This is a genomic window from Paenibacillus sp. J22P59, assembly GCF_059383895.1.
In genome coordinates, this window is record NZ_JBXENX010000002.1 from 52,945 (window position 1) to 76,111 (window position 23,167).

Sequence of the window (23,167 nt, forward strand, 5' to 3'; positions counted from 1 at the left end):
GTTAGCCTCCATTTTCAGTTGATTGCCAACTTGGAGATTCAAGGGTAACGCTTTGTTCATATAACTCCAACATTTCCTTACTCTCTTGAAGCAATTGCTGCAAATTCCCTTCAGCCACGATTCTTCCCTCATCCATGACGATAATCCAATCCGCCTTCTCAAATGCAGCAACACGGTTTGACACCAAGATGTAGGTCTTGTCTTTCTTTTCAAGCAGTCTCTGAAGCAGTTTTTTCTCCGTCTCGATATCAAGTGCACTGGAGATATCGTCCATTACAAACAGCTCCGTATCACGTATCATCATACGTGCAGCGGCAGTACGCTGAATCTGGCCCCCTGACAGCTTAACGCCGCGAGGACCGACCATCGTATTCAACCCTTCGTTCATCTCATCAATATCCTCATTCATAACGGATGTGAATAGTGCTTTCTCAAGCTCGACATCTTGCTCATCAAGCCCCATCAATATATTGCCTTTCAAGCTTTCACTGAAAAGTCTAGGGATTTGAGGCGTATAAGCTGAGATTGGAGGCTGGAAAAACTCCGCAGGATCATCTACATGATGACCATTCCACAGAATTTGTCCTTCTTCCTTAGGCAGAATGCCTAACAAGGTTTCAACTAATGTTGTTTTCCCCGATCCTACTCTCCCCGTAATCACGATGCACTGTCCCTTACTAATACTCAGATTAATCGCATGAATGCCTTGATCCGAATCCGGATATTGGTAGCCTAAGTTTATGAGCTCCAGCACCTGCAGCGGCTGCTCTTTTCTCGGTTCAATCTCTTCCTCTGTTGAAAAATATTCAACTAGAGCCTCCGCAGGCTGGTCTCCAATGACATTCCGCATTCTTTCTATCGATATTTGAACGGTTTTGTGCTTTGCTGAAAACCAGCCTAGCTTCGCTATATAATGAGCGATTTGTGTTAAATAAGTAACAAATAATACGAATTCACCTACTGTAAATTCCCCAGCTCTCATAGAACCAGCAGCGACTAATAGAATTCCTCCAATAGCCAGGTTTGAAATATTATCATTAATTGAGCCCAGTATCGAAATAAAGGTAGCATTTTTAACCCCATTTATTTGCCGCTCTTCATTCAACTGATCGAACTTATTAAGAATAGAGCCTTTGGCAGAAGCCAGCTTGATCGCTTTTGCGCCTCCCAATATTTCTTCCAGGAAGCTCACAACCTTGCCATCACTATTTCTAGCCAAGCGATAATATTTCTCTACTCTTTGATTCAATTGCTTCGCAACAATTAGAATCGTACACAGCGGTATGAAAATAAGCAGAGTAACGACAGGATCAATCGTACAAAGAATAATAAGGGAAGTAATGGTGAAGATCAGTGCCGCACTGCCATCGATCCAATACTCCAAATAATGAATAATCGCGAACCCATCATCGCGAATTCGATTCATTGTATCTCCTGTACCGCTTCCTTTTGCATTACGTCCTTTTAATATTTGCTCTAACATATTTTTGCGGAGCAATAGCAGATAGCCAAATTGTATGATCGCCCAGGAAAATAGGCTTCCGACATTTGTAACGATACGACATAAGGCCAACACCACAATACTCCCAATTAAAAGCTCCGTGCTAAAGGATGAATTCTTATCCAAGCTTTCAAACAATTCATAAACAACGTAACCGGTTAAAATAGATAAAGCGGTAAAAACTACGAATAAGATAAGGTTTATAAAAAAGACCCATTTGCGAAAACTAATTACTTTCCATACGAGTTGAAGAGTACTCATGCCAGCTGTCCCTCCATTCCGGCATTCAGCAAGCGATAATAATGACTCTTGGAATCTTGCTCCAAATCACGAGAATTCCCATATTCTATCGTTTTTCCAAGCTCAAGTATCATAATTTGATCGGCCTTCCTGACCGTTTTCAATCGGTGTGCAATAATGATGCCGGTGCGATTCTTAAATAACTGGTCGACTGCTCCATCGAGCATTTTTTCTGTGAAAGGGTCCATCTTGGAGGAGTATTCATCCAAAATAATAATTTCCGGATCTTTCAGAAATATTCGAATGAACGAAACCAACTGCCCCTCCCCGGCCGAAAGTCCGCCTCCTCTTCCTGAAAGCTTTGTGTCAAGTCCACTAGCCAATCTGTTGAACCACGTATTCAAGCCTAATTGCTCAACGACATCCATAATTTGACGATCCGTGTATTCATTATTGAAATAAGTAATATTCTCACGAATTGTCCCTTCAAACAATTGCACCTCTTGTGTTACATAGGCGATCTTAGTAAGCAAATACTCTTCATCCAATTGGCGAATATCTATGCCGTTCAACTCAATACTTCCCTTGGAAGCTGCATACTGCTTGCTTAATAACCTTACAATCGTGCTTTTGCCACTGCCAGTCCTGCCTAATAAACCAAGGCACTTCCCCGTTTCAAGCTTAAAATTAATGTTTTTCAATACGTACTCACCTTGCTCGTATTTAAAGCTAACTTGATCAAAAACAATTTCCTTCACAGAACTAGTCAATTTAATAGTGCCGGCTTGTTCCGATTCCGTTTCCAGCAACGTCTTGATCCGGTTCATACTCGCTGACGCCACATGCAAATACTGCAGCTGATAAGTTATCTGTTCAAGAGGCTTGAATATTAACTCTGTATAGTAAAAAAACAAAAACACGGTTCCAATGGTAATGACTCCGCTATTAAAGAGCGAAATGCTTATGGAGAACGTCATCACATTGCCTAAAGCAATAAGGACGATACTTGTTCCCCACACTGACAATCTGCTCGCTAACCATGAGAATCGGCTAGCTTTAAATAATTTGTGATGCAGCCCATAGAATTTCTGCAGTAAGTAGTTCAGTCCACCGTTGCTCTGAATATCCTTTGCGCCGTTCAAGCTCTCTTCTATTAAACCGTAATATTCCGTACTGACCTCTCTTTCAATTCGTGCAGGCTTAGCCACAAATATTCTGGAGTAGATCAATAAGGTCAACGTCACAATGGAGAATACAAGTATGGCCGCGCCCATAAACCAATGTTCAATGAACAGCATAGTAATTACACCAATTAATAAAAACAAACTACTGATGATCTGAAACAAAAACTGTGAAAAAAAGGTGAATAGATTATTACAATCGCCTTCAACACGTTCAAGCATCTCGCCTGAGCGATGCTGATTATGGAAAGCACTGTCTAAATTAAATAGATGCTTCAATACTGTCCGTTTTAACAAGTTAATTGCTCGCCAGCCCAGCATTTCACCTAAATAGACAGAGCCGACCTGATTAGCCTGTATAGCAATTGATATTGCAATGAAACCTATTGCTGTCCAAACAAGTTGATTCCAATCGCCCCCATTAGTGGCCATATCCAGGAAATGCCGGATGACCTGAGGATTAATGATAGAGAGTGCTACACCAATGAGGATACAAACCATTAATACACTCATCTTCAACCTTTGGTTTTGAAAATAGGAAAACAAAAAGACAAAGCCTTTAAACATGAACAACCTCCTTAATAATCATCACTCAAATTCCAAAGCATTCCTATAATATTCTATTAACATCTCATATTTTGATATTTTTTGCAGCTCTTCTGCAGCTGTAATTTCAATTAGATTATGGCCGTCAATCCCGTCCAGCTTCTCGAATGAAAACCCATAATTCTGTAAGAAACCGCTCACTTTCTCCCAATTGAGCCATCCTGCTCCGCTTTCGAAGCAGTGGTGCTCCTCCGTATGAATCAGCACGATTTTTCGTGAGATCCGCAGCAGCTCCTTGAACATAAAAATAAGCATGTGCTCGCTAGACATTCTATAATAGTCAGTTAGTACAACTACATTAAAAAATTGATCATCAAAAGACGTATCTAGACCGAGTGCATAATGGATTTTTCTATTATTCATGAAATAGTGCGAATAGTCTTTAATGATATTTTTATTTTGAATAAATACGTCCGTTATTTGCAGCTCTTCTATAAATGAACGAGTATCAGAGCCTATAAGTAAAGATTGTTCTCGACTGTTATTTAAATAAGTGGAGTTCAACAGTTCAATTAACGGTGCCTCATATTCAGGCGTGAAATATTTAATTATTTGTTGCCCGTACTTGCCCATTAACTGGTTATAATACATGTCTGTGCAGAATGAGTACAGCTCAGTATCAAAGTCATAATACTTTTGATGCATTTTAAATTTATTCGTTAATGAGGATCTGATTTTACTCTCGGAATTGTTAGTCGGTTCATGGGGAATATGCAGTACTTTGATTTCTTCTGTAGCAACAAATACGCCGCCATTCCTATACAATCCATAACTGAAATCTATATCTTCGGCTCCCCATTCTGTAAACGATTCATCAAATTTATTGGTTTTCAATACTAGTTCTCTAGATATACTAATTGCTCCGCTCCACCCTAGTACCCAAGGTGCCGGCAGTTTATCCAACTGATTGTTCACACTTTCAAAAGTAGACATTCTGTAATCTTCCCATTCGCTCTTGTATTTCTTGTTGTTGCAAAATTGAGCCAGCGTTGCAGGAGTAACCTGGTTTATTTCGGCTGAGACTTGTTCATCCATATCGGTATATAGTCCAACAATGTAGTGCAGCAATACTTTATTCTTATCATTGCCTAATAGTTTAGATGCCATTTCTATATAATTCGTCGGCACCAAAATTCCACAATCAAGAAATAACAGCTTTTCTCCTGAACTGGCTTCTATCCCCCTATTTCTAGTTTTTGAGCGATTGGATAACGGGGTCCTTTCCAGAAAAATATATTTTAAATTTGGCAATTTGGATTCGTAGCTTTCGACTAGCTGTCTAATAGGATCTGTTGATCCATCGTCGACGATTATAACCTCATACACGATCTCCTTCGTAACATTCTGTTCACTTAAAAAGAACAAAGATCTTTCTAGCTCCGCTAGATTGTTGTACACTGGAATGATAACGGATACCTCTACCATATTGACCCCCATATTATACATTTTGATTTAAAATTAGTACTTATGTAAGGAAATAGAAATTGTTCCTTCATTTATAACATCTATCTCCACCAATTTCAATCCTTACCATCCTCCATTTCAATAATCTTTTGTTGAGCCTAGCGATTCAGAGATCGCAGCTCCTATCTCATCAGGCTATTTTTAATAAAATCTCTTTTGCATTTAGGCTTGCTCTTATTTTCATCACAGTATACAAAAAAGGGTACCCCAACAATAAGACGCTTTTTAAATGTCTTATTGTTGGGGTACCCTTTTGTTTCTTATGAGATTGTTTGTTGTGAAGCTACTGATCTGCAACATAGATCTGAATGCCATAGCTATGAGCGGATTGCTCCAGCTCTTCAGACATTGGTCCATCCGTAATCCAAGCCTGCAGCTCCGTGAGTGAAGCAATAGAGAACAAAGAGGTTTTGCCGACCTTGGTCTGATCGAATACCGCATAAGTCGTCTGCGATCTTTTGATCATTGCCTTAGCCGTCTCTGCTTCTTGCTCCGAATAGGTTGTAATGCCTCCACCTGCAGAAATCCCATCCACGCCAATAAACATTTTGCCAATGTTCAAATGGGCTACCATGCCTTCTCCGAGCGGACCGCACAGCTCGAAGCTGTTATGTCGCATAATGCCGCCAGTGACGACGACCTGAATACTGCTTCCCGCAAGCTCCATTGCAATATTAACCGCATTCGTCACGACCGTTATTCCGCTGCGCAGCTTTAATATCTTCGCAATCAAATAATTGGTCGTGCCCCCTGATAATCCGACGATATCGCCTTCTTCTATAAGCGAAGCTGCTTTTGCAGCGATGCGTTCCTTCTCAAGGAAAGACAAACCTTCGCGTTCAGCGAAGCCCATATCACGAACGGTGCTTAGACCATCATACATGGCTCCGCCTATTGTACGAATAATAGGGTATTGCGTCTCCATCTGCTCCAAATCGCGCCTTGCCGTAGCCTCGGAGCAGTCAAATCTTTCGACCATTTCCTGGATTGTAATACGCCCCTGCTGCTTCAGTAGCTGCAGAATCGCTTCTCTTCGACGCTGGCCCTTGGATGCGGAAACGTTCAACTCTGCCATTATTACCGCTCCACCCATGCTTTGGAGGACATACGCTGCTCCACAGCGCTCCATTCGGGAAGCGCCTCCCAGTCTCCGCGCATCTGAACGACGAGCGATCCATTAATACTGGCAAGACCAACCGCTTCCACTGGATTCATTCCTTTCAAGATTCCCGCTAGGAATCCTGCACAGAAGCCATCTCCAGCACCTACCGTATCAACGACCTGCTCAGCAGGATAGAAGGGCACTGTTGACTCTGTCCCTTTATCCAATATAATCGTCGTGTCGCCCAATCCTTTAATAACCGTAACCGCATTCAACTGCTGAAGCTTAGCCTTCACTTCATCATAGTTGTCCGTCTCATACAGAAGCTTGAGCTCGTCCCATCCAGGCAAAAAGTAATCCGCTGCTTCTGCGAATGGCAGCAGCGCCTCGCGTGCTTCCTCAATACTCCATAGCTTCAGCCTGAGATTGGGATCGAAGCATACCTTCACACCTGCATCCTTTGCAATATCAATGGCTCTGCGCACCGTACGCCTGCAGCTGTCGCTTAATGCTGCTGTAATGCCCGTTACATGAAGCAGCTTGGCGCCGCGAATATAAGATTCATTGAGCTGCTCAGGCTCCATGCGGCTAGCAGCAGAATGCTTGCGATAATAATGTACAGCAAGCCTTCCTGCAACATTCTCACGGAACATCATCCCCGTTGGCGCATCCTTGCTGAGCTGCGCATGCGAGACATCTACCCCTTCGCCTCGCATCGTCTTCATAATCATGCGTCCGAACGGATCGTCTCCAAGAACGCCGAACCAGCCTGCTGAGCAGCCCAGCCTGGCAAGACCAATAGCTACATTGCTCTCCGCTCCGCCAAAGCCCTGTTCAAGCACAGTCGCCCGCTCTAATGCTTTATGCTCCGGCGGCATGAACAAGGCCATTGATTCCCCGAATGTAATTACGTCTGGTGATGCCTGTTGCACAATATTCTCCCCCTACATGGCTAAGCAATAGATTTGCTAAAGCTAATTAAACATTGGGTACTTCATGAAATAGATAATAACAAGATAAAGCACAAGAACGATAACGCTGAACATACGAGCTTTGGCGATGTGAGCCGTCGCACTTTTGCCATCCTTAATAGAAGCAACGATCAGCTTGAGCGGCTTAGTCATAATTCCGCCGATTGCAGCGATTGCCAAGAACAATACGATAACCAGCACCATCCAGGCTACGGAATAATCCTTTTGAGAAATCAAGTAACCGCCTGTGAGGAATTGCAAAATTAGAAAGTACTGCGCGATCCGATTAGCCAAAATCAAGCCTTCAGCCAAACCGCTTTGTCCTACACCTGCTAGCCTGGACGCTTTGCCCACCATGAATGGCAGTACGACATAAAAGCCCATGCCAATCGCACCTAATAGATGTAGAAATATCATTGCGTTTACCATTTTATTACCTCCTGAATTAGAATCATTCTATTGAACAGTATACTAAATGACAATCATAAACACAAAGTTTGCCGATTGAATATTTAGTGACTTAAGCCGTATTTGGCAATAACGCCATGGATAGCGAAATAATCGATATCCTCCGGCAGCGCATCCTTAATCGGACGCAGCTTCTCTGTACTGAGCTCCCTTACCGTTTCCACAATAAGCTGCTCGTATGCCTCTGGAATGATGCGTGACCAATCCAGCTCATACCCTTCCTCAGCGCATCTAATAATATGCCCCTCTACCGTAACGCGAGAAAAACCGCGCTCCGCCGCTACTTCTTTCGTGGAAAGCCCTTGATTAAACAGCGCGAGGGATATAAGATAGCTCGGCGTATCCTCGCTATCCTTGCGCTTTGCCTCCGGCTTAGGCTTTGACTCTACAGTATTCACATCACCTGCATGTGCTTGAATAATCGCGAGCACCTCTGCTCCATATTTACCTGCTTTCGCTGCGCCAATCCCTTTGGTAGCAAGCAGCTGCTCTTCGCTAAGGGGCCTCGTATCTGCCAGCTCCTTCAATGTAGCATCGAAGAATAGCATGAACGGCGGAACGCCCTCGCGTGCAGCCGCCTCTTTACGCCATTGCTTGAGTGCCTCGAATAGCGGGGACGATACCGACCCGCTTGCTGCTGCGCTTCGTTTCACCGTCGTCCGCAAGCGCTGCATGACCGTCTCTTTTCCTTCCAGCACGGGAAGGGCTGTAGCCGTAAGGGAGACTGTCGGATATTGCCCTTCGCTCATTCGAAGATATCCTTCTGCAACGAGCCAATATAGCCAGTCGGCCACTTCCTTTTCCGGCCAATTGCTGAACAAGCCATAGGTAGTCAGCCGATCAAGGCCGAACTCCAGCAGGCGTTTGTCTCGCGATCCCTTCAATACCTTCGCGACCATCATAACTCCGAAGCGACCCTTCATTCTTCCTACGCAAGAGAGTGCCTTCTGGGCTTCAGCCGTCCGGTCAACGAGCTCGCTCTTATCGAGACAGCTGCTGCATTTGCCGCAAGCCTCCACACCCTTCTCGCCAAAATAATCGACGATAAATTGCTGCAAGCAGCGCTGTGTGCGGCTGTAGTTCATCATCGTATGAAGCTTGGAGAGCTGGATCGTCTTGCGATCTGCCTCACCCATTCCTTGTTCAATCAAGAATCGCTGCACCTGCACATCCTGCGGCTCGAACAGCAGAATGCACTCGCTTTCTTCACCGTCACGTCCCGCTCTTCCTGCCTCCTGATAATAGGACTCGATGTCGCCCGGCATTTGCCAATGGAGTACATAGCGAACATTAGGCTTATCTATTCCCATTCCGAAGGCATTCGTCGCTACCATAACACGCAGCTCGTCAAAACGGAACTTCTCCTGCGTCTCTGCACGCTCCGCATCCGAAAGGCCGCCATGGTACTTGCCAGCCGCAATCCCTTTGCGCACCAGCAATTCCTGCACCTGCTCGGCTTCTTTGCGAGTTGCTGTATAAATAATGCCCGATTGCTCTTCCCGTTCCGTAAGAAAACGATGCAGGAACTGCTTTTTGTCGCCCCCGCTAACAACGGACAACGACAAGTTCGGCCTCGCAAATCCCGTAACAAATATGTTAGGATCTCGAAGTCCCAACATTGCAGATATATCCTCGGCTACTTCAGTTGTCGCAGTAGCGGTAAAAGCAGCAACCAGCGGCCTGCTCGCCAGCTTGGCAATCCAGCCAGCCAATTGGCGATAGCTCGGGCGGAAATCATGTCCCCATTGCGAGACGCAATGCGCCTCATCAATGGCAATTAGCGGAATATTCATTTGCTCTGAGAGAGTTGCGAACATCGGCGCATCCAGCCGCTCAGGAGCGACATAGAGCAGCTTATATTCCCCGCGCATGGCGCTGCGCAGCACTTCTCGATATTCAGCAGCACCAAGGGAGCTGTTCAAGAAGGCCGCCGGAACGCCTAGACGATTCAAAGCATCGACCTGATCCTTCATTAAAGATATAAGAGGAGAAATAACTAAAGTGGTTCCCGGAAGAAGCAAGGACGGAATTTGATAACAAACCGATTTCCCGCCTCCCGTAGGCAGAATGGCAAGCGTGTCTTGCCCCGCCATAATGCCCGCTATAATATCCTCTTGCCCAGGCCTGAAAGTATCATACCCATAGACCCTTTTCAAATGATCTCTTGCTTGCTGCAGCACCCTGAATCCCTCCGTTCACCATGAATAAAAAAGGACCCTGCCAGTGAAGTGTCAGGGTCCTCCCAAACTAACCAGTAGTATGCGTCCTGCTAGCTTTCTGCACTGCGCGAGGCCTTTCAGCCAGCCGTGCAGAAAGTTAGTTAAGCCGTAACGATTTGAATAACGCTGCGAACGGATTCTGCCGATTTATCAAGAGCAGTTTTTTCCTCTTCAGTTAGATCAAGCTCTAGCACCTTCTCGATGCCGTCGCCGCCAATGATCGTCGGAACGCCCATGAACAGGTCGTTATACCCATATTCGCCCTCCAACAAAGCGATAACAGGAAGAATGCGTTTTTTGTCCTTCAGAATCGCTTCCGTCATTTGGACAAGCGCTGCTGCTGGAGCGTAATACGCACTGCCATTGCCAAGCAGGTTAACGATCTCGCCGCCGCCAACGCGTGCGCGTTGAACGATCGCGTCGATACGCTCAGCTGGGATCAGCTTCTCGATTGGAATGCCGCCAACGTTGGAGTAACGTACGAGCGGTACCATATCATCGCCGTGGCCGCCAAGCACGAAGCCGCGAACGTCTTCTACGGATACATGAAGCTCCTGCGCGATAAATGTACAATAGCGTGCTGTATCAAGCACACCGGATTGACCGATTACGCGGTTTTTAGGAAAACCGAGTGCCTGATAAGCGACATAAGTCATAGCATCTACTGGATTGCTAAGAATGATAACGTATGCGTTAGGACTAGTTGCCTTGACGCTCTCACATACGGATTTTACAATGCCTGCATTTGTGTTCACGAGATCATCACGGCTCATGCCCGGTTTGCGAGCGATGCCTGCAGTGATAATAACAACATCAGAGTCTCTTGTATCTTCATAGTTAGAAGTACCGATAATGTTAACGTCCAGACCTTGAACCGGAGTGGATTCCAGCATATCGAGCGCTTTACCTTTTGTAGGGTTCTCAAGCTGTGGAATGTCAACCAATACCACATCGCCAAGCTCTTTCTGTGCTGCCATCAGAGCTGTTGTAGCACCTGTGAATCCAGCGCCTACAACTGTAATTTTTCTGCGTTTAATAGCCATTATCAATAACCTCCAATTTCATCTTTTTCTTAGCATCCAGTATGTTCTAGATAGAGTAAAGAGGGGGCATAGGCCCCCTCCCCACTTCTAATTACATGTTAGTGATAACATGATCGGCGAACTCGGAGCATTTCACTTCCGTTGCGCCTTCCATCAGACGAGCAAAGTCATAAGTAACTGTTTTGTTGTTGATCGAAGTCTCAAGACCTTTGTAGATCAGGTCAGCCGCTTCTTGCCAGCCAAGGTGCTCAAGCAACATAACGCCGGAGAGGATTACCGAACCTGGGTTAACCAAGTCTTTGTCCGCATATTTAGGAGCTGTACCATGCGTAGCTTCAAAGATAGCATGTCCAGTCAGGTAGTTGATATTCGCGCCCGGTGCAATACCGATACCGCCAACTTGTGCAGCCAGTGCATCGGACAGGTAGTCACCGTTCAGGTTCAACGTAGCGATTACGTCGAAGTCAGTTGGACGAGTCAGAACTTGTTGCAAAGCGATGTCAGCGATAGCGTCTTTTACGACGATTTTGCCAGCAGCTTCTGCTTCTGCTTGTGCTTTGTTCGCAGCGTCTGTGCCTTCTGCTTCTTTGATGCGGTCATATTGGCCCCAAGTGAATGTTTGCTCTGCAAACTCTTGCTCAGCCACTTCATAACCCCAGTTTTTGAACGCGCCTTCTGTGAACTTCATGATATTGCCTTTGTGTACAAGTGTAACCGATTTGCGGCCATGCTTGATTGCATATTCGATCGCTGCGCGAGCAAGACGTTTCGAACCTTCAGCAGATACTGGCTTGATGCCGATACCGGAAGTTTCAGGGAAACGGATGTTTTTAACGCCCATTTCATCTTGCAGGAACGCGATTACTTTTTTCACTTCTGCAGAACCCTCTTGATACTCGATACCTGCATAGATATCTTCTGTGTTCTCACGGAAGATAACCATGTCAACAAGCTCAGGGCGTTTAACAGGAGAAGGCACGCCATCGAAATAACGAACAGGACGCAAGCAAGTGTACAGATCAAGCTCTTGACGAAGCGCTACGTTCAGGGAACGGATACCGCCGCCGATTGGCGTAGTCAAAGGTCCTTTGATTGCAACGATATATTCGCGGATTGCAGTCAATGTGTCAGCTGGAAGCCATTCGCCATATTGGTTGAATGCTTTTTCGCCAGCGAATACTTCGTACCAAGCGATTTTTTTGCTGCCGCCGTAAGCTTTGTCTACAGCTGCATCAAGAACGCGTTTGGATGCGCGCCAAATGTCACGGCCTGTACCGTCACCTTCGATGAAAGGAATAATTGGGTTGCTAGGAACTTGCAATACACCGTTGTCGATTGTAATTTTGTCGCCTTCAGTTGGAAGCGCAAATTTCTCAAATTGTGCCATGATTAATTTCCTCCTAGAAATGGATTTGGGATCAAGTCCCGTATAAGGAATTGCTGTGTTCAAGCTTAACTATTAGCGTTGCTCGATCGGAATGTACTTCGCGTTAACTGGACCTACGTAATCTGCACGAGGACGAATCAAGCGATTGTCTTGATACTGCTCAAGAATATGTGCGCTCCATCCGGATACACGGCTGATTGCAAAGATTGGCGTAAACAGGTCGCGTGGAATTTTCAATGTCGTGTAGACCGATGCGGAGTAGAAGTCCACATTTGGCTTCAAGCCTTTTTGGCCAGTAACCAGCTCTTCGATCTTGATCGACATTTCGTATAGCTCCATGTTGCCTGTCAGCTTGCCCAGCTCGCGGGACATATGCTGAAGATGCTTGGCACGCGGGTCACCGTCTTTATATACACGGTGTCCAAAGCCCATAATTTTTTGCTTGTTAGCAAGCGCGTTGTTGATATAGCTCTCAACATTGGCGAAAGAGCCAATCTCCTCAAGCATAACCATTACCGCTTCATTAGCTCCACCATGAAGTGGGCCTTTCAAAGCGCCAATAGCTGAAGTAACGCCAGAGTAGATATCAGACAATGTTGCAACTGTTACACGTGCTGCGAAAGTCGAAGCATTAAGCTCATGATCAGCATGAAGAACAAGAGCTTGATCCAGTGCCTTGATCGCAACTTCCGCTGGCTCAGTGCCAGTCAGCATATATAAGAAGTTATAAGCGATAGATACGCCTTTCTTAGGTGCAACTGGCTCTTTGCCTTCACGAATACGAGCAAATGCAGCAACTACAGTAGGCAGTTGAGCCTGCAGCTTAATTGCTTTCGCTTGGTTAGCCTCAGGAGACATATCGTTAGCTGCTTCATCATATAGAGCAAGGCTGGAGATAGCCGTGCGAAGAGCTGCCATTGAATTTGCACCTTTTGGGTACAGCTTAATTTGTTGAATGACTTGATCAGGAATAGCTGCATATTGATCCAATTGCTTCTGCAGTCCTTCAAGTTCGGAACGATTAGGCAATTTGCCATACCATAGCAAATAAGCAACCTCTTCAAAAGTCGCGTTCTCAGCCAGATCGTCGATATCTATACCACGATATGTTAAAACTCCATCAATGATCGAGCTGATGGACGAAGATGCGGCGACAATTCCTTCAAGACCTTTTGTTGCTGTCATCGTTATCTCTCCTTTAACTTGAAAATTGGCTTATAGAAAATATTACGAATTTGTACCATCGCTTCTAATCATAAATGATTTTGACAGGGATGTGAACAAAACCAGACATAGAAAGTCTTTATCAACGCTATAAAGTTTTTTTTCGTTTCCTATTTCCAACGCTTGCAGCTCTATTTGCTCAAGCAGAATTGTTCCCCAAAGCAAGCAGAATTAGACAAATGCTGTCGAAAAGAAGCGGCTGCACGCTCAACCCGAACGGACTTTCCCTTGCCTCTATGGTAAAATAGCCTCTATGATAAAATAAAAAAACAAGTGATACCTAAACGAAGGATTCCGGAGGTGCATATAGATGGAACAACGCATTGGCATCATCGACATTGGCTCTAACTCCATAAGACTCGTCATCTATGAACGGACAACGAATGGCGCTCACCGTGTCATCGATGGCAGCAAGCGCTCCGCAAGGCTTAGCGAGCGGGTTGATGAGCATGGGCATTTGTCTCAGGAAGCGATTAGCGAGCTGCTGAATACGTTGAATCACTTCAGCATGATCTGTGCGCATAATCGAACTGGGCATATCCGCGCCGTCGCTACCGCGGCAATACGCAATGCAGCTAACCGTATAGAGGTGCTGGCAGCCATCTATTCCGAGACCGGCATCACAATCGAGCTGCTTAGCGGATTGGATGAAGCCACTTATGGGTTTTTGGGCATGATCAATGCCATGGACGTTCTAGACGGATTCCTCGTTGATATTGGAGGCGGAAGCACAGAGATCTCCCTCTTCCAGAATCGTGAGCTGGTCCATTCCATTTCCTTCCCATTTGGCTGTGTCAGCTTGAATCGCAAATACTCAGTCGATGGAAGCTTGAATGATGAAGAGCTTAAAGCGCTTGAAGCTCATGTTACAACAGCTCTTAAATCAGCTCCATGGCTGACCTCAGCTCCACAACAGCCCCTCATTGGTGTCGGAGGTACGGCGAGGGCGCTAGGTAAAATTCATCAAGCAGCTACCCATTACCCGTTCACCCAGACGCATAACTACCCTATAGCAGGTGAAGCAGCTAATGAATTATTCGAGACGCTGTATAACACGCCTTTTGAGAAGCGCCGCAAATTTCCTGGTCTTTCCAAGGACAGGGTCGATGTCATCATACCGGGACTGGCTATACTGCGTATCGTCTATCGAACAGTCAAAGCATCGCATTACCGGATTTGCGGCTCTGGGCTTCGGGATGGATTGTTTTATGCCACTAGATTTCCTGGACGCCCCAAACATAAGGATGTCTTAGCCTTCAGTCTCCAGAACGTCAGTGCGCTGCATCCTTCTGCCCCCCAGCAGCATGTCATGCAGGTCAATCGTTTGTCTCTCCAGCTCTATGATGAGCTGCGGCCTGAGCATCTGCTGCCCAACCGTGCACGGGTACTGCTAGATGCAGCTTCTACTTTATTCCGGGTCGGGGCTTCAATTGATTATTACGAATATGCCAAGCATACCTTTTATTTGATTGTCAATTCACATCTCAATGGCTTATCCCACCGCGAAATATTAATAATAGCTGCTATTGCATCCTATAAAAATAAAAGCCGGGTCCGGCAACAGCTATTTGAATACAAGCAACTGCTGCGGGAATCCGACTTGGATATGATCTATAAACTGGGGACGCTTCTTCAGCTTGCAGCTGCCCTTGATCGCAGTGAAACGCAGGCTATTGGCAAGCTCGAAGCCATCCGGAATCCCGATGAGCTGCGCCTGCGGCCTATTCGATCGAATGGACCGTTAACTGTAGAACGCAGAGAAGTAGCTGAGCTCTCCTCGGACTTCAAGAAGCTATGGAGTCTTGTCCCCTATCTGGAAGAGCCTGATTATACGTAGCTTTTCCACTGTGGAATGAATTTGGCTTCGAACTGACTGCGGAACGGCAGGAGCTCATTCTGAACGTGCACGTAATTGCCATTGGATTGCAGCTCCCGAGACTTCACATTGTCATGCAGATTCAGCTGCAGCATATTGATTAATGCTTGGCGCAGGTTCTCATCATATACGGGACAGATCAGCTCGATCCGTCTCGTTAGATTGCGCGTCATCCAATCCGCACTAGACAAGTAGACTTCCTCAGCGCCGCCATTCTGAAAGTAGACGACACGTGCATGTTCCAAATAACGGTCTACGATGCTAATGACTCGTATATTCTCGCTTCTGCCGCTAACTCCAGGACGCAGACAGCATACCCCACGGACGATCAATTCAATCTTCACGCCTGCTTGAGAAGCCTCATACAGCTTGTCGATCATCTCCTGATTGGATAAGGAATTCATCTTGGCGATAATTCGGGCTGGCAGCCCTGCTCTTGCCTGCTCGCACTCTCGATCAATCAGCCGGAATAATTTCTCCTTCAGATCAGTAGGTGCCACACCGAATGCTTTCCAATCATAAGGGGAGGAATAGCCTGTCACTTCATTGAACAAAGCAGACGCGTCGCCCCCGATAGTAGGGTGTGAGGTAAGCAAACCTATGTCGGTATACAGCATTGCCGTACTGTCATTATAATTTCCTGTGCCCACATGCACATAACGGCGAAGCATTCCTTCCTCACGACGGACGACAAGCAGTATTTTGGCATGTGTCTTAAGACCGACAAGCCCATATACGACATGGCAGCCTGCTTTCTCCAGCTGACGTGCCCAAGCAATATTCCGAGCTTCATCGAATCTTGCTTTGAGCTCAACGACCACCGTAACTTGCTTGCCTGACTCGGCAGCTTTGGAAAGTGCCTGAACAAGAGCAGAATGTCCGCTTACCCGGTATAGGGTCATCTTAATGGCAAGTACCTCAGGATCATAAGCCGCTTGCGTCACAAAGTCATTAACCGCTTCGAAAGATTCATAGGGATGATAGAGAAGAACATCTCTTTGCCGCACAACCTCGAACATATCATCCGTGTCGTCGAATTCCTTGGGATAGACGGGCTCCATTCGCTCGAATCGCAAATTATCATGACCGGGAACCGATAAAGCAAATTTCATCAAGAAGCTCAAATCAAGCGGTCCATCAATCTCAATCAAGTTATCTTCAATCTCAAGCTCGTCCTTTAATATTTCGAGAGCATATGGATGCATGCCTCGCGCATACTCCAGACGGACTGGAATCCCCCATCGACGTCTGCGAAGCTCTTTCTCAATTTCCTCCAACAAATCCTCTGCTCCATCTTCATTCAATGTCAGGTCCGCATTGCGAGTCAGGCGGAAGGCATGAACAGCAAACGGTATATACCCTTTGAACATCGTATGAATAAACTGCTCGATTAGCTCCTCCAGCAGCACGAATTCTGTTTTTTTGCTATTGATTCTTCCCGGAACCGGAACGAAACGGGGCAATATTGAGGGTACCTGAACGATCGCAAAGAGAGGATCTTCATCGCGAGCATCATCTTCCAGCTTCAACAATACCGATAGGTACAACTCTTTGGTGCGTACTAGAGGGAATGGACGGCTCTGGTCGACAGCCATTGGTGTAAGCACTGGAAATACAATTTCATGAAAATATTCTGACACGGCCTTCGTTTGCGTCACGTTCAGCTCTGCAATGGATCTAATCGCAATGCCTTCCCGACCCAAGCCGCGGAATACTTCTCTGTATGCCTTATACTGTTCATAGACCATCGTACTTGTTCGTTTAATGAGCCGCTTCCACAGACCGGCAGGCGTATAGCCGGTAAAATCTGTTTTCGTATAGCCTGCTCTTATCTGGTCTTGAATGCCTGCCACGCGAACACTCATAAATTCATCCAGGTTGCTGGAGACAATCGCTAGAAACTTGGCGCGCTCAAGAAGCGGATTATTCGTCTCCTGTGCTTCCTGCAGCACTCTGCGATTGAATTCAATCCAGCTCAAATCCCGATTCACATAGTGCGACAAATGTTTATTCATTCCTGCACGCCTCCCCTATTATGTTCCCATTATGCAGGATAACTATTATAGGTATGTTAATGATTTGTAAAAGTAGCGTAAATGTTAGTATCGCCCAATTCGAAAGGACCCATTTTTCATTCTTTTTTCCAGCCACTGAAGCAACAGCTGCCGATAGAAGACCCGCGTGAACGGCAGCATCAGCGTAATTCCGATGATGTCACTGAAAAATCCAGGAATGAATAACAAAACCCCGCCTGCCAATACACACAAGCCATCCAGCAGCATACGACCAGGTATTTGTCCTTCTTGCATTTGACGCTGTGCCTCGAACCATACCTTTCTCCACTCTGCCTGAGCCAAGTATGCCCCAGCTATTGCGATGAAGAGGATAAGGAAAAAGGTGTTCCAGCCGCCTATCCAGCCGCCCATCTGAAGAATCCCCCAGAATTCAATTGCTGGAATAATAATTAGGGCCACAATAAGCCATTTAATCATGCTGCATCCCTCCGTCCGTAATCGTTTGCAGCAGCCCATAAAGCTCTGGCATGCTCCGATCCAAGCGTGTAGGCCGCCAGCCTTCATTAACCCACATATGCTTCGTTCCGCCTGCCACAAGCTGCTCCCCAGGGAGCTCTTCACTCGTGCTGCACATACCTGAATGATACTGATCTTCTTTTACTCGACGAACCTCTGAATCAAAGGACAGCCTCACTGGCGAAAATTCCGATACGCGTGTACAAATAAGCAGCGTATCATCGTATCGTGCAGGCAGGACATAGCGACATTGCAAATCGATAACCGGCAGCAATAATCCTCCCTGCTCAATCGTTTTGTAGTCATAGCCTGCTGATCGGATCAGCTCCGTTCGACCAATCTCGAACCAAGTGACATAGTTGCCGTGAAATACAACTCCCATTTGATCAGTCTCTTGGTAACGAACACGAAGCGGATGCAAATACCATTGTGATTGCTGTAAAGGCATCCCTATTCCTCCTTAGCTTCAACAAAAGCGACGGTGATCGGAATCACCCTCGCTTTACGTTGCCTCTACTTGGTAGAGATATGTGATTAATGAATTATAGTACTTTGGATTGACCGGAGTAAATTACGCCTGTCTCGCCATATAGTGTTACTTCCATACCATCCTTCAGCACTTCCGTTGCACCGGATACACCCAGAATAACAGGAATACCTAGGTTGATCGCACATACAGCTGCATGGCTTGTAATGCCGCCTTGCTCTGTAATTACGGCAGCTGCTTTCTCGAATGCAGGCATATAATCTTTATCTGTGGACAGCGTTACAAGAATGGAACCCGGAGTAATCTTTGCGTTCGCTTCCTCTGCACTGCGGGCTACGACGATTTGGCCAGTAGCCGTTTGGCTTCCGATGCCTTGTCCTTGCGCCAAAAGCTCACCAATATGGTGAATCTTAATCAAGTTAGTTGTTCCAGAGCGTCCTACAGGCACGCCTGCTGTAATAACGATAGTATCGCCCAAGCTGATAAGGCCTGTGCTTCTAGCACCTTCAACAGCATTCTCGACCATTGCATCAGTCGTCTCCGCTTCTGCTCCCAGTACAGCAGTTACGCCCCAAATAAGGGAAAGGCGACGCATAACCTTCTGATCATTCGTTACTGCAATAATTGGGGATTTCGGACGGTATTTCGATACCATACGAGCAGTGAAGCCGCTTTGTGTCGACGTTACAATTGCTTTTGCATTCAGGTCAAGAGCAGAGTTCGCAACAGCTTGGCTAATTGCTTCCGTAACCGTTGTCTGCTGTGCGTTCGCTTGCTTCGTGAAGATTTCACGATATTCAAGAGCCGCTTCTGCACGTTCTGCAATACGAGCCATTGTTTGTACCGCTTCAACTGGGTATTTACCAGCAGCTGTCTCGCCAGAAAGCATGATCGCATCTGTACCATCAAAGATGGCGTTCGCTACGTCACTTGCTTCCGCACGAGTTGGGCGCGGGTTGCGCTGCATGGAATCAAGCATTTGTGTTGCCGTAATAACCGGCTTGCCTACGCGATTACATTTAGCGATCATTGCTTTTTGAACCAACGGCACTTCCTCTGCTGGGATCTCTACGCCAAGGTCGCCACGTGCAACCATCAGACCGTCAGATACTTCCAGAATTTCATCGAGGTTGTCAACACCTTGTTGATTCTCGATTTTGGAAATGATTTGGATATGACCAGCATTGTGGCGCTCCAGCAGCTCGCGAATTTCAAGCACGTCGCTTGCTCTGCGGACGAAGGAAGCAGCGATGAAGTCAACGCCTTGCTCGATACCAAATACGATATCGTTAGCATCCTTCTCTGTAATGCCTGGCAATGAAATATTCACGCCTGGAACGTTTACGCCTTTTTTGCTTTTAATTTGTCCGCTGTTCACAATGCGGCAAACAATTTCAGTACCTTTTATTTCTTCAACCGTCAAGCCGATCAAGCCGTCATCGATAAGGATCGTTGAACCGACAGATACATCTTCAGGCAGGTTGTTATAAGTAATAGGAACACGGGTAATATCACCCAGAATCTCTTCTGTTGTCAGGGTAACGATCTCGCCCTGTACCAATTCAATCGGCTCTTCTTTCAGCTTGCCCAAACGGATCTCTGGACCCTTCGTATCAAGCAGAATCGCTACAGAAGTACCGAGCTCTTCATTAGCAATACGGATGTTTTTGATCCGGTTGCCATGCTCTTCGAAATCGCCGTGGGAGAAGTTCAAACGGCCTACATTCATACCCGCTTTGATTAGTTTCTTTGTGTTTTCCAATGATTCGCTGGCTGGACCGATTGTACATACAATTTTCGTTTTGCGCATGTTAGTTTTCCTCCGATTAGTGCCTTATTCAATCTGAAATATAAATTACACGATTCTTCGCAGCTTGTACAGCATGAAATAAGGAATGCTCTACACTTGCGCAGACTCGGTTATTTCTGTAGCGGTGTCGCTCGCAACGGTCTCGCCTGCTGCTTGCTCGGCAGCAGTATTTATGACCGGATCAGGTACGACTGTTTTCTCGGCAATTTGGAATTTGCCGATTTTACGGAATTTCTGGTAGCGGTCTTCAATCAGCTGCTCAGAAGTCATGACTCGCAGTTCCTGCAGATGCTTCCACAGCAATTGCTTGATCTGCTCTGCTGTAAAGTCAAGATCACGATGCGCTCCGCCCTGAGGCTCAGCAACGATATCCTCAATAATCTCAAATTCAAGTAAATCTTTAGCCGTAATTTTCATCGCTTCTGCTGCTATATCTGCTTTGGAAGCATCCTTCCAAAGAATGGATGCAGCGCCATTCGGTGAAATAACCGAATAAATCGCATTTTCCAGCATGAGCACACGATTGCCTACACCAAGCGCAAGCGCGCCGCCGCTGCCGCCCTCTCCTATTACAACACAAATTATTGGCACACCGAAGCCGGCCATTTCCCTCAGATTGCGTGCAATCGCCTCAGATTGGCCACGCTCCTCTGCTGTATTGCCCGGATAAGCACCCTTTGTATCTATAAAGGTAATAATAGGACGTTTGAATTTATTCGCCTGTTCCATGAAGCGGAGAGCTTTGCGGAAGCCTTCGGGATGCGGACTGCCGAAGAACCGAGCGATATTATCCCGCGTATCCTTGCCGCGCTGATGGCCAATAACCGTAACGGGCACGCCACCTAGCTTCGCCAATCCGCCAACGATTGCAAGATCGTCCGCAAACAAGCGATCACCATGAAGCTCCATGAAATCGGTAAATATCGCTTGAATGAAGTCAAGTGAAGTAGGACGCTGATGATGACGCGCTACATGCATCTTCTGAGCTGGCGTCATTTCATTGTACAGCTCGTCCTCTAGCTGCTTGCAACGATCTTCTAACCGCAGGATCTCCTCTGAGAAGTCCATGCCGTTGTTCTCAGCTAACGTCTTGAGCGTCGTAATTTTCTCACGCAAGTCGCTTAGCGGCTTCTCAAATGGAAGCTTCTGATCACCCGCCATGGGATAATCCCTCCCCTACAGTATGCATATCAAGCAGCTTGGACAGAGTTAGCTTCATATCCTTGCGGTGAACAACCATATCGAGCTGCCCATGCTGCATATTGAATTCAGCCGTCTGGAAGTTATCCGGCAGCTTCTGGCGAATCGTCTGCTCGATAACAATTCTGCCAGCAAAGCCAATAAGTGCACCAGGCTCAGCCAAATTGTAATCCCCTAAGCTCGCAAAGCTAGCGGATACCCCGCCCATCGTCGGATCTGTAAATACCGAGATGAAGAGTCCGCCTGCACCTTGGAACTTGGATAGAGCAGCGCTTGTTTTGGCCATTTGCATGAGGCTCAGAATGCTTTCCTGCATCCGAGCACCGCCCGAGGTAGAGAATATAAGAAGAGGAAGCTGCTTGGCATGCGCCGCTTCAATTGCTCTTGTAATCTTCTCGCCTACCACTGAACCCATACTGCCGCTAAAGAAGTCGAAGCTCATAACAGCTACAACTACCGGGTAGCCATGGATGGTTCCATCACCTGTCACGACAGCGTCGCGAAGACTTGGATTCTTCTCCCTTTGCTGCTCCAGCTTCTTAGCGTAGTTAGGAAAGCCGATTGGATCGACAGACTCCATATCAGCGTCATATTCAAATAAACGCCCATCATCAAGCGTCAGAGCGATCCGTTCCCATGCGTTAAGACGATGATGATGTCCACATGACGAGCACACCTTCAAGTTTTTATCTAATTCTTTGCTGTACTGAATGGTGCCGCATTTGGAACACTTATTCATTAGACCTTCCGGAATGTCGCGCTTAGGGCGCTCCGAAGGAATGGTCGCATACTTCTTCTTTGAAAATAAGTCCTTAATTTGCACGTATGACACCTCTCAAGGCGCAATCGAAACAAGGGCTGACCGTTAAGGCTGCATAATGGAGTTGAATACTTCCTGTACTTCCTCCAATTCACCTGACGGGACCAAAATTTCAAATTGCTGTTTAGACAGATTAACTGGACGGACTTTTACTAGAAAACCTTCTTCTGTAAGCCGCTTCTTGATGTTTTCCGCAATTTTAGCGGTTGGAGCGATGTAAATGACCGTCCACATTTATGGTACCCCCTGAAAACCTTGCTACTGGCAAAGTTCACATCTCAAGCGTAAACGTCTATTGCTGCATCTTAGCGGCAACATGGCGTTTCGCGGTTAAAGATAAGAAGCGTATCAGAAACTACGATCTTTTCCTTTGAGAAAAAACTTCGATTCGAGATTATTCTTAGGAGAATCAACCTCGCATTGCGGAAGTGATATTGCCAATCAAAAACTCCATGTTCGCATTCAAGGATGCTCTTCTCTGGTACAGTAACCAAAGCTTCGTCCCGTTAACAGGCCATATGATGTCACAATAATAACATAGTCATGGGGAATCGGGCAAATGATATCGGAGCGCTTTTGGGTCCTGATGAGCTATTCTAGCCGATGCGGCGGCCGCCAGCCCTGCAACTAAATCATCGAGAAACACATGAATTTTCTCGCCTTTCACGTTTAGCTGGCGGATTATCCCGGGCTTTACCTTATCTAAATAACCGAAGCTCGTAAGGCCAATCATTCCATATACATTCGTAATGCCAAGAGCCAGCGTCTCATCAACGCCATACAAGGATTCGTCTGCTTCCATGATCGCCTGCAAAGGCTGCGGCAGCAGCTTCTGCTCTGCAAGCTCATCAAGGGCAATGCCTGTAAACAGCGCATATTGCACCTCTCTTTTGCCAAGTACGGCCCGCACGCTTTCCTCACATTCCGTTAATTTCAAATCCGCATTATACGGCTGTTGCAAGGACAACACAATTTCAGCAATATGATCAACGCTTACCCCACGTTTTAAGAGCCACTTTTCAACTTCAGACATTCCA

General features: G+C 46.3%; 19 protein-coding genes. 1 reads left to right on the plus strand and 18 read right to left on the minus strand.

Annotated elements, in window-relative coordinates; genetic code table 11:
• Position 1: 1 nt before the first annotated feature.
• The 10 genes from AC50YO_RS03550 to citZ form a co-directional block, all read right to left on the minus strand.
• Positions 2-1,762: an ABC transporter ATP-binding protein gene (locus tag AC50YO_RS03550; protein ID WP_494843319.1), complete on the minus strand. Its 1,761-nt coding sequence runs from the start codon at positions 1,760-1,762 to the stop codon at positions 2-4.
• Positions 1,759-3,489, minus strand: a complete 1,731-nt coding sequence (locus AC50YO_RS03555) for an ABC transporter ATP-binding protein (RefSeq protein ID WP_494843321.1) — start codon at positions 3,487-3,489, stop codon at positions 1,759-1,761. The genes AC50YO_RS03550 and AC50YO_RS03555 overlap by 4 nt, the downstream gene beginning before the upstream one ends.
• A 21-nt stretch (positions 3,490-3,510) precedes the next feature.
• Entirely contained in the window at positions 3,511-4,953 is a 1,443-nt protein-coding gene (locus tag AC50YO_RS03560; protein WP_494843323.1) for a glycosyltransferase family 2 protein, read from the minus strand.
• Positions 4,954-5,275: 322 nt separating this feature from the next.
• Entirely contained in the window at positions 5,276-6,067 is a 792-nt protein-coding gene (locus tag AC50YO_RS03565) for a DeoR/GlpR family DNA-binding transcription regulator (protein ID WP_494843325.1), read from the minus strand.
• 2 nt (positions 6,068-6,069) lie between these two features.
• Positions 6,070-7,026, minus strand: coding sequence for a sugar kinase (locus tag AC50YO_RS03570; RefSeq protein ID WP_494843327.1), 957 nt, complete (start codon positions 7,024-7,026; stop codon positions 6,070-6,072).
• A 42-nt stretch (positions 7,027-7,068) separates the two neighbouring features.
• Positions 7,069-7,494: a hypothetical protein gene (locus tag AC50YO_RS03575; RefSeq protein ID WP_494843329.1), complete on the minus strand. Its 426-nt coding sequence runs from the start codon at positions 7,492-7,494 to the stop codon at positions 7,069-7,071.
• A gap of 83 nt (positions 7,495-7,577) precedes the next feature.
• Positions 7,578-9,713, minus strand: coding sequence for a DNA helicase RecQ (recQ, locus tag AC50YO_RS03580; RefSeq protein ID WP_494843331.1), 2,136 nt, complete (start codon positions 9,711-9,713; stop codon positions 7,578-7,580).
• Positions 9,714-9,853: 140 nt separating this feature from the next.
• A complete protein-coding gene (gene mdh / locus AC50YO_RS03585) occupies positions 9,854-10,795 on the minus strand; it encodes a malate dehydrogenase (protein WP_494843333.1) in 942 nt (313 codons plus the stop codon).
• A 91-nt stretch (positions 10,796-10,886) separates the two neighbouring features.
• On the minus strand, positions 10,887-12,182 hold the full coding sequence (gene icd / locus AC50YO_RS03590; RefSeq protein ID WP_494843335.1) for an NADP-dependent isocitrate dehydrogenase: 1,296 nt from the start codon (positions 12,180-12,182) through the stop codon (positions 10,887-10,889).
• Between the two features lie 72 nt (positions 12,183-12,254).
• Positions 12,255-13,367, minus strand: coding sequence for a citrate synthase (gene citZ / locus AC50YO_RS03595; RefSeq protein WP_494843337.1), 1,113 nt, complete (start codon positions 13,365-13,367; stop codon positions 12,255-12,257).
• A 349-nt stretch (positions 13,368-13,716) separates the two neighbouring features.
• Between citZ and AC50YO_RS03600 the strand changes: the two genes are divergently transcribed.
• Positions 13,717-15,243: a Ppx/GppA phosphatase family protein gene (locus AC50YO_RS03600; RefSeq protein WP_494843339.1), complete on the plus strand. Its 1,527-nt coding sequence runs from the start codon at positions 13,717-13,719 to the stop codon at positions 15,241-15,243.
• Here AC50YO_RS03600 and ppk1 read toward each other — a convergent pair.
• From ppk1 to AC50YO_RS03640, 8 genes are all read right to left on the minus strand, one after another.
• Positions 15,234-17,297: a polyphosphate kinase 1 gene (gene ppk1, locus AC50YO_RS03605; RefSeq protein ID WP_494843341.1), complete on the minus strand. Its 2,064-nt coding sequence runs from the start codon at positions 17,295-17,297 to the stop codon at positions 15,234-15,236. The two genes, AC50YO_RS03600 and ppk1, sit on opposite strands and share 10 nt — an antisense overlap.
• Before the next feature lie 84 nt (positions 17,298-17,381).
• Positions 17,382-17,774, minus strand: coding sequence for an FxsA family protein (locus tag AC50YO_RS03610; protein ID WP_494843343.1), 393 nt, complete (start codon positions 17,772-17,774; stop codon positions 17,382-17,384).
• The gene (locus AC50YO_RS03615; protein WP_494843345.1) at positions 17,767-18,261 is read right to left on the minus strand and encodes an acyl-CoA thioesterase; all 495 of its coding nucleotides are present in this window, start codon (positions 18,259-18,261) and stop codon (positions 17,767-17,769) included. Before AC50YO_RS03615 ends, AC50YO_RS03610 begins: the two co-directional genes overlap by 8 nt.
• Before the next feature lie 94 nt (positions 18,262-18,355).
• Positions 18,356-20,110, minus strand: coding sequence for a pyruvate kinase (pyk, locus tag AC50YO_RS03620; protein WP_494843347.1), 1,755 nt, complete (start codon positions 20,108-20,110; stop codon positions 18,356-18,358).
• A 90-nt stretch (positions 20,111-20,200) separates the two neighbouring features.
• A complete protein-coding gene (locus AC50YO_RS03625) occupies positions 20,201-21,271 on the minus strand; it encodes an acetyl-CoA carboxylase carboxyltransferase subunit alpha (RefSeq protein ID WP_494843349.1) in 1,071 nt (356 codons plus the stop codon).
• Entirely contained in the window at positions 21,261-22,133 is an 873-nt protein-coding gene (gene accD / locus AC50YO_RS03630; protein WP_494843351.1) for an acetyl-CoA carboxylase, carboxyltransferase subunit beta, read from the minus strand. Before accD ends, AC50YO_RS03625 begins: the two co-directional genes overlap by 11 nt.
• 42 nt (positions 22,134-22,175) lie before the next feature.
• Positions 22,176-22,364 carry a glutamate decarboxylase gene (locus AC50YO_RS03635; protein ID WP_494843353.1) on the minus strand — a complete coding sequence of 63 codons (189 nt, stop codon included), beginning with the start codon at positions 22,362-22,364 and terminating at the stop codon, positions 22,176-22,178.
• 307 nt (positions 22,365-22,671) lie between these two features.
• Positions 22,672-23,163, minus strand: coding sequence for a phosphatidylglycerophosphatase A family protein (locus tag AC50YO_RS03640; protein ID WP_494843355.1), 492 nt, complete (start codon positions 23,161-23,163; stop codon positions 22,672-22,674).
• Between the last annotated feature and the right edge of the window lie 4 nt (positions 23,164-23,167).